7 protein-coding genes and 1 pseudogene are annotated in these 7,217 nt (G+C 38.9%); 1 reads left to right on the top strand and 7 read right to left on the bottom strand.

The annotated features are described in order from the left end of the window. A partial coding sequence (locus H140_RS15990; protein ID WP_026349107.1) for a hypothetical protein occupies positions 1–226 on the bottom strand: 226 nt, incomplete at its 3' end. A gap of 19 nt (positions 227–245) precedes the next feature. Between H140_RS15990 and H140_RS16580 the strand changes: the two genes are divergently transcribed. Then, positions 246–485: an EexN family lipoprotein gene (locus H140_RS16580; RefSeq protein WP_026349106.1), complete on the top strand. Its 240-nt coding sequence runs from the start codon at positions 246–248 to the stop codon at positions 483–485. Between the two features lie 71 nt (positions 486–556). Here the strand turns inward: H140_RS16580 and H140_RS0113360 are convergent, their stop codons facing one another. The 6 genes and pseudogenes from H140_RS0113360 to H140_RS0113335 all read right to left on the bottom strand — a co-directional run. Continuing rightward, positions 557–2,122, bottom strand: coding sequence for a Tn7-like element transposition protein TnsE (locus H140_RS0113360; protein WP_019674148.1), 1,566 nt, complete (start codon positions 2,120–2,122; stop codon positions 557–559). Further along, the gene (locus H140_RS0113355) at positions 2,119–3,675 is read right to left on the bottom strand and encodes a TnsD family Tn7-like transposition protein (RefSeq protein ID WP_019674147.1); all 1,557 of its coding nucleotides are present in this window, start codon (positions 3,673–3,675) and stop codon (positions 2,119–2,121) included. Before H140_RS0113355 ends, H140_RS0113360 begins: the two co-directional genes overlap by 4 nt. Before the next feature lies 1 nt (position 3,676). After that, complete coding sequence (locus H140_RS0113350; protein ID WP_019674146.1) at positions 3,677–5,359, bottom strand: AAA family ATPase; 1,683 nt, start codon at positions 5,357–5,359, stop codon at positions 3,677–3,679. A gap of 20 nt (positions 5,360–5,379) precedes the next feature. Next, positions 5,380–5,577, bottom strand: a complete 198-nt coding sequence (locus H140_RS16160; RefSeq protein WP_019674145.1) for a hypothetical protein — start codon at positions 5,575–5,577, stop codon at positions 5,380–5,382. A gap of 183 nt (positions 5,578–5,760) precedes the next feature. Then, entirely contained in the window at positions 5,761–6,786 is a 1,026-nt protein-coding gene (locus H140_RS0113340; RefSeq protein WP_265596791.1) for an IS3 family transposase, read from the bottom strand. Positions 6,787–6,821: 35 nt separating this feature from the next. Then, a pseudogene (locus H140_RS0113335) lies at positions 6,822–7,217 on the bottom strand (IS3 family transposase); the annotation flags it as partial.

Below are 7,217 nucleotides of genomic sequence, written 5' to 3'. Positions count from 1 at the left end.
TGTCGTAGATGCTTTTAAGACCATATAGCCAGTAGTGCTTTCTGATGATACCTATGCTTTGAGGATGATAGCCAAAGTCTTTACCTATGCCTTCTAAGGATTTGTTTTGACTGAGTTGATGTAATATAAGCAGTTTGACCCGTGCTCTTGGTTTAGATTCAACTTTTGATAGCTTCAGAAAGTCGTGATCACTTAACTTATGATTTCTAGGCGTTATTTTTGGCATACTGGCGTCGTAATAGTAAATAATAATTTATTATATATTATTTCTTGGAATTGGTATAACTTTGACTTTAACAGGGTGTGGCGAGGAAAAGGTGAGAACCGTCAGCTATTATACTGAAAACCCTGACGAGATTGAGAAGGTACAGTATCGCTGTAAAGCTGAGAACGATAAAGGGTATAAGGTTGAAGGCAACTTAGCTGAAAACTGTAAGAATGCTCGTAGGGCTAAGATGAAGCTAATTAGGTCTGCGTTGAGGTAGCGGGATATTTGATAGAAGCACATTACATACTAAATAAGAGTATGTTGTAGTTTGGATTTGAGCCAATACAGCTAATTTACATTCAAAGCGTCATTCAACCGCTTTTGCCAACGTAGAAACTCCACACTACTCTCTAAAAGCTCATACTCTTTTTTAGGATGTATCAACCTAGTAACGTCTCCAAACTTTTTCAAACTCTTATCGGTTGGCCAATGCAATGATCTTTTCACAATTTCTACCAGTGTTTTATCGAGTTGAGAGTTCCATAATTCTATATCATTGATTTTTATAATCAATGTTGACATCAATCTAACATTATCACTTGTATCAATCTCTAAAATAACAAAAGTATCATTATCCTTAGTTATTTTAACCTCAAGTAAAGTCCTGCGATTACCATCAACCGTTTCATGTAACCTTGAACGCCCAACAGCAGGAAAAAAATGTAGTGTCTCAGAGCATTCAACATCAGGACGCTCGGAAAGCATCTTAATTAGTAGTTTAAAAGCCTCAAAACGTTGCATATATAAGTCTAAATCCACAGTTTGGTCATCTAGCCCTGCAAAATCAGCCTGACATGCTGTACCATCAATTACAGCCTCATCAGTATTCAAATCAATCTCTTCAAAATCGCCGATAGAAGACTTATTTGAATCTAAACCACCGCCAGCTTTTCTTCTTACTACTTTGCTAGTTTCAATCGGGTTTGAAAATCTAAAAGTGGTTTTTGGTATGTTCAGTTTTTTGACCTTGGTATCTATATCTGCGTCATTTTGATCATTAATAATATTATTGTCTTGAGTACTACACCCTGTAGCAGTGCCCCCTTTACCCTTTGATTGAGCACCGAACTTGAATTTTTTACTGTAGAACTTAACTTTTTTAGATAAAGCAGTTTCAATATCGCTAATATCTAAAATTTCGTGAACATGGTAGTTGTTAGTCTTTTTATCAAACCATCCAGAAGTCTGTAGTGAAATACTATCTAAACTTGGACAGTCAAATTGAAAATTCCAAGATTTAATATTATTTACTTCCGCAGCCTGTTCTATAAACCTTTTTGCAATACTTTCATATGATTCACGGGCATTTTTATCCAGTAAAATCCATGCTAATAATCGCCTTTGACCATAACTATCAAAAGTTCTTAATGGTACTGTACATATGGGCAATACATCTATCAGGGTACAATCTTCATAGTCATGGTTTATATTAAACTCCCTTTTTAATATATTATGGTCAATACAATTTCTAGCCAAATAAGCATTGTGGAAAAATAATACTCTTGCAAACTCAATCTGAGGTATATGGACAGTTATTATTGACCCATCTGATCTAATATGGTCAAACACAAAGGTTTTACCACCACCTTCTGAATCATCGCTCTCTTGCCAATTAGAAGTTGAGATGTTCTGCAAATTCATTGGATAACCACCTTTCCGAGGTTGCCCATCTGAAGGGTTTATAAACCTTCTCTTTGCTATAGCTGGTAAATTCGATAGCCTAGTATGTAATATGTGATCTTGCCCATTATTTCTTATGCAAACCTTAAGATTCCATGATTTCAAATGTTTAAATTTAAAAATATTGGCAATATACCGTATTTGAGCGTCTTCTGGATAGCCTTTTACTTTCATATACTCACCTTGCTAATTCGTCTATTCACAATATTGTGAGCCTTTGCTAAAAATCGACTGGACTCGTGAGTAATTCGTTCATCACTTAATCCAGCTAGTCGCAACACCTCCCAACGTTGTAAAGCTTCTTTATTTAATAGGCTATCAATTAGCACACGGCTTAATCGTCTAATCTGATAGTCACTAACATCTTCACTGTATTGATCTAAAAACTTTGTTACTACAGGCAGTTTGTCCAAATTCTTTTCAATAAGCGAAACCGCACCAATTTGTTGCATCCACCATCTATTGGATTTACGAGGCAGTGTTAAATCGATGTAGGTTTGCCTATATAGTTTAATTAAAGCTTTTGCTAACTCAATATCTCGCCTTTTCCAGTCAACAACAAAGCCTTTAGGTATATGAGGCTTATGATAGAACTTGTTAGTATTCATAAGCCACTGCTTATCGTTTCGATATAACCATGCATACAGTGCTTGATTTACTTTTCTAGCTTCTTTAACAGAGGACTTATTGCTCTGTATCAGTTTTAACCAAACAGCTCTGTTTGCTTCAACAACTCCCATATCAACTTTAAGTGTTTTTTTAGTCTTTTCATTATCTGAAAGTTGTTTAAGTGGCTGACTTTTTACTTGAGCAATTACCTCTGCAAAAGTCCATGGTTTATCTTCGAACATAGAAGTAATAGCGACAATATGCTCGATATAACTAAATGACTTACGATGTTTACGAAAAATACCTCGAAGCCAACCTGTTTCACTCTCAAGATTACTTAAGTTATTTGACTCTAGGAACTCTAACGACCATCTTTTCTTCACCTTTTCTAAAACACGCTGATGATCTATATGCTGAGAGCCTTTAATGCAGTCATGAGAACGAGCCAAGCTTCGATAAAAGGCAGTCCACTGCTCTAAGCTTGGAGAAGCTTGTACGCCAAGAGACAATAGCTCAGCTACCTTCACTGCAATAAACAAATCGTCTTTGCTAATATGCTCTTGGGTATGCACTAAGCAATCTCTGGTATTGGGGGCAATAAAGTCATGTCGAGAAGTTGGTCTATACTCGATTAACGAGTCTTCCAATCTAATACCATGCTTGATACAGCAATTTAATCCTGAAACCTGCCAAATACGTGACCAATACCACTCACCATGAGCTTTAAATTGTTCTTTAAAACATTGAGGACAATAACGAATGTACTTCAAGGAAGGAAGCCTAGATGCGTTGCTACCAATAGACAAATGAATAGCACCTTGTGAATGCCCAGCCATCCATCTTAAACACTCCTGCCTTCTATCCTCGGGAATGAACGGAGCGTACAAAGGAAAAAGAGTGTGTTGATAGGCGATATGATCTAGGTTAAAAGTATATTGAGGGTAATGACTGATAATCTTAGACAAGTGACAAGGCAGGTCAATGGTTGCAACCACACCTCTATCTTCAAAAACGTCATCTAACAGCTGTTTTGGGCTCATTAATCCAGCCCTAACCTTATACCTAGCAACTGTGCTATAGATTAGCTCTTCAGAATATGGCATGGGAAGATTAATCATATTAGCTTGCCTTAGGCAACCAATCGTCAACAGCAAAAATTAACGACGTGTTAGTTTTTAAATGCTCATAGAACGTTTCACTTTCATCTTTTTGGCTGAACTGAAAGCGCAGGTCATCAGAGTCTAAAGTATGCCAATCCTTCTGCTTAATAGACTTTGGCTTTATTTTAGATACTTTCGCCTTAGAAGCACTCTTAGGCTCGTTATTATCTAAATCTAGCTTAGCTTCTTTAAGCCAGTCTAAAATAATAGGTATTAAATCAACCATAGTGGCTTCAGGTAGCTCAGTAACAGCTTTTTTAACCGTGGGGACCAAAAGAGTAGAGTCCTGCCCTAGGTCTACCAGCATACGATGCAATCTAATACTTAACTCATGACCTTGATATTCTGATACTTCATCAAACTCATCTCTTTTTTGATCCAGCTTACTTTGAAGCTGTAATAACTTTTTATCAATATCTGGTACTACTAGATCTGAAAACTGAGCAATTCTGTCAGATCTACCTGACTGTAAGGCCTCAATCATAGGATGAATAGGTTTTAAATCCTCATCATAAGTATTTTGCAGCAATTTGACGGTAATACGCTCTAGTCCTGAATCTATAGCTCTTAGCTGAGCAAGAACAAAAAGTTTAACGACAATATCCAAAACCCCTTGAGACAATTCATACCAACGATCTCTTATATCTTCAGACAACGTAATATCGGCTTTTTTTAACCACTGATACTTCCATAGATTATCGGTAAAGCTATTCCATTCAGATTTGATTACTCTGTCATCTGATAAGTGAATATTTGGTTCTTGAACCATCTGCTCCCAAAAAACTGAACCAAATCCAACGCCTCGACGAGCTGATCTTAAATCTCCTTCAAAAATAAACCTGGCTTTTGGTGTGCCAACCATAACTACGGGCAGACCCACTGTATTAACTAGCGTCACAAAAAAATTCAGCATTTTTTCAGCGCCACCAGATTTGTTAACACTCAGGTGCTGTATCTCGTCTATCACTAGGAGACCTATAGCATGGTGATTAGATATTTGACGCATTAGATTTAGCAAAGTTTCGACACTATGGCGCTTCAACGCATACTTTTGTTCATAGTTAGAATCTAACGCTTGATCAATTGCTCTAAAGAAATGAAGGCAAAGGCTTTTAAGAGAACCATCGTGGGGACAGTCTACCCTCAGGTATACGATTTGAGTGAAATTAAATTCAGGGTGATAAATGACCTGAGGATAAGTAGACAAAATCTTATTAAGAGTAGTTGTTTTACCGCTACCCGAGCAACCTATAAAAGCTAAACTTCGTGCTGTTGAAGTAACAGTGGGGAATCTGACTGCATTATTCTCCCCTGACATTAAACGCTCGTAACCATTTTGAAGACGCGTGTTTAAAGAGCCATCTTTTGGATTGCGCCCCACATACCCCTCACGAATCATCACAGATAGCTTTCTTTCTAGATCAATATGACGATTAATGGGTTGGAAAAACTGCCCCATCATTTGAGAAATTAAATGTGCTCGAACTGAAGATGACGCCTGACAGTCAGACTGATTGAAATCAACACGACCTTCAAGATTTCTAGCTACCTGTTTCGGCTCTAGAATGCTGGGTAATGCCTCAATAAATGGATTACCTTTATAGCTGCCAAAACTTTCCTTATAAACAGCATTAATAATCATTATTCCTTGCCCCTCTATAATTAATCATCTTCAGACAAAATATCATGATAAACAGGGAACTTGAGTGCTAAATCTTCCTCACTTAAATTTGTCATATTTTTATTACTGCTCGCCCCTTTATGGAGCTTAATAAGCCTTCCTTTTTCACCTTTATGTTTTTGCCTGTCTTTACGCTCATCATCCTTTGCTTTTTGTCTGTTATTGCCTATATTAGCCAACAGATCTGATTTGGTTTTAAATAAATTTGGCTTAGCTTTTATAGCTTCTTGAATGATTTTTTCATTTTCTCGTTCAAGCTCTTCTAACGCTAAACTACTCTTAAGCTCCTGGTTAGCAGCTGTTCTTTTCTGTTCTTCCTGAACTTGCGGTGTTTGTCAACATAGTTGTCACCAATATATGAATTAGGCGACTCTCATTTCATCAATCGATTTAGGCTCTTTGAACGGATTTAAAGTCGTTGGCTTAACTGGCGTACAATTTCTTACGGCACGGCTCCCCCAACGAGTAGGGTTAAGACTTTTAGCATCCTCCATTATCAGTTTGCGTTTCGCTAGTATCTCTTTATCTTTACCTGTATGACGCTCATTAGGGGTTACAAAGCGAAGCTTGCTGTGCTTATGCTCCATGTTGTACCAATGGGTAAACCTAAGCACCCATTGCCTTGCGGTCTCAAGGCTATTAAAGCCATCTGTTGGCCAATTAGGACGATACTTAAACGTCCTAAATAAAGACTCTGCAAACGGATTATCATTACTTACTCGAGGTCTACTATAAGAGGTCACAACCCCAAGCTCATAGGCTTTCATCCGCATCGTTTGCGCCTTCATCGGTGCACCATTATCAGAATGTAGAACGACACCTGAATGCAGACACTTCTCTTTAATTAACGTACGCTGTAAAAGCTTGGCAGCAAGCTCACCTGACTCATGGTCATACACCTCCCATCCGACAATCTTACGGCTATACACATCTTCAATCATATATAGATAGTAGAACTGACCGCGTACAGGACTTGGCAGGTATGTGATGTCCCAACAGAACACTTGGCATGGCCCTGTGGCGGTAAATGATTGCGGTGCACTGTAAGCTCTGGGCGCAAGGTTACGTCCCCTGTGGTTTAGTTGATTATGGGCGTTAAGTACACGATAAAAGGTGGATTCAGAAGCATGATAGATACCTTCATCTAGCAAGGTGGGTACGATCTGTGTCGGTGGTAGGCTTGCAAAGCGGGGCTCGTTACAGACTTTGATGATGGCAGCTGTTTCATCATCTGTGAGCTTGTTGCTGGGCATAGGCCGCACAGCTTCAGATCGCTTGTCATGAGCTATTTGACCTTGCTTATACCAGCGTCTATAGGTACGTACACTAATACCTGCCTCGTTACAGGCAGGTGGTAGTCTTGCCCCTGAGTCTTTGGCTTCTTGTATCCATGTGATATATTGTTTGCGCTGTGGCAGTGAGGTTAGTCGTCCTCGCTTTGCGTCTCCCAGAGCGCATCCAGCTTTTTTCTGAGCACCAGTAAGGCGGCAGTTTCTGCTAAAGCTTTCTCTTTGCGATTAAGCTCACGCTCTAGCTTTTTAATCTTTTTGCGGTCTGCTTGTTGCTGGCGTTTGCTTGCTAAGCTTTGCTTTTGGCTTTGATTGAATCCTGATAAAGCACCTGCTCGCCATGCTTTGATTTGTTCGATGTATAGGCCTTTACGACGACAGTATTCGCTAAGTTCAGTCTCTGTCAATCCGCTGGTCTCAATGATGGTGGCAAGCTTGGCTTCGCTTGACCAGTTGTCGGGGGTGTTTTTATTACCGGGCATGGGCTGTCCTTGCTTTTGGGCTTGATTACGCCAATTATACAGGGTCTG

This window comes from Psychrobacter lutiphocae DSM 21542 (assembly GCF_000382145.1).
Taxonomy (GTDB): Bacteria; Pseudomonadota; Gammaproteobacteria; order Pseudomonadales; family Moraxellaceae; genus Psychrobacter; species Psychrobacter lutiphocae.
This window is presented reverse-complemented; position numbering and strand designations above follow the sequence as displayed.

Bases quoted from the DNA above. Each gene is read 5' to 3' on its own strand.
- H140_RS0113360 (WP_019674148.1), bottom strand. From the start codon at position 2,122: ATGAAAGTAAAAGGCTATCCAGAAGACGCTCAAATACGGTATATTGCC.
- H140_RS0113350 (WP_019674146.1), bottom strand. From the start codon at position 5,359: ATGATTATTAATGCTGTTTATAAGGAAAGTTTTGGCAGCTATAAAGGT.
- H140_RS0113355 (WP_019674147.1), bottom strand. From the start codon at position 3,675: ATGATTAATCTTCCCATGCCATATTCTGAAGAGCTAATCTATAGCACA.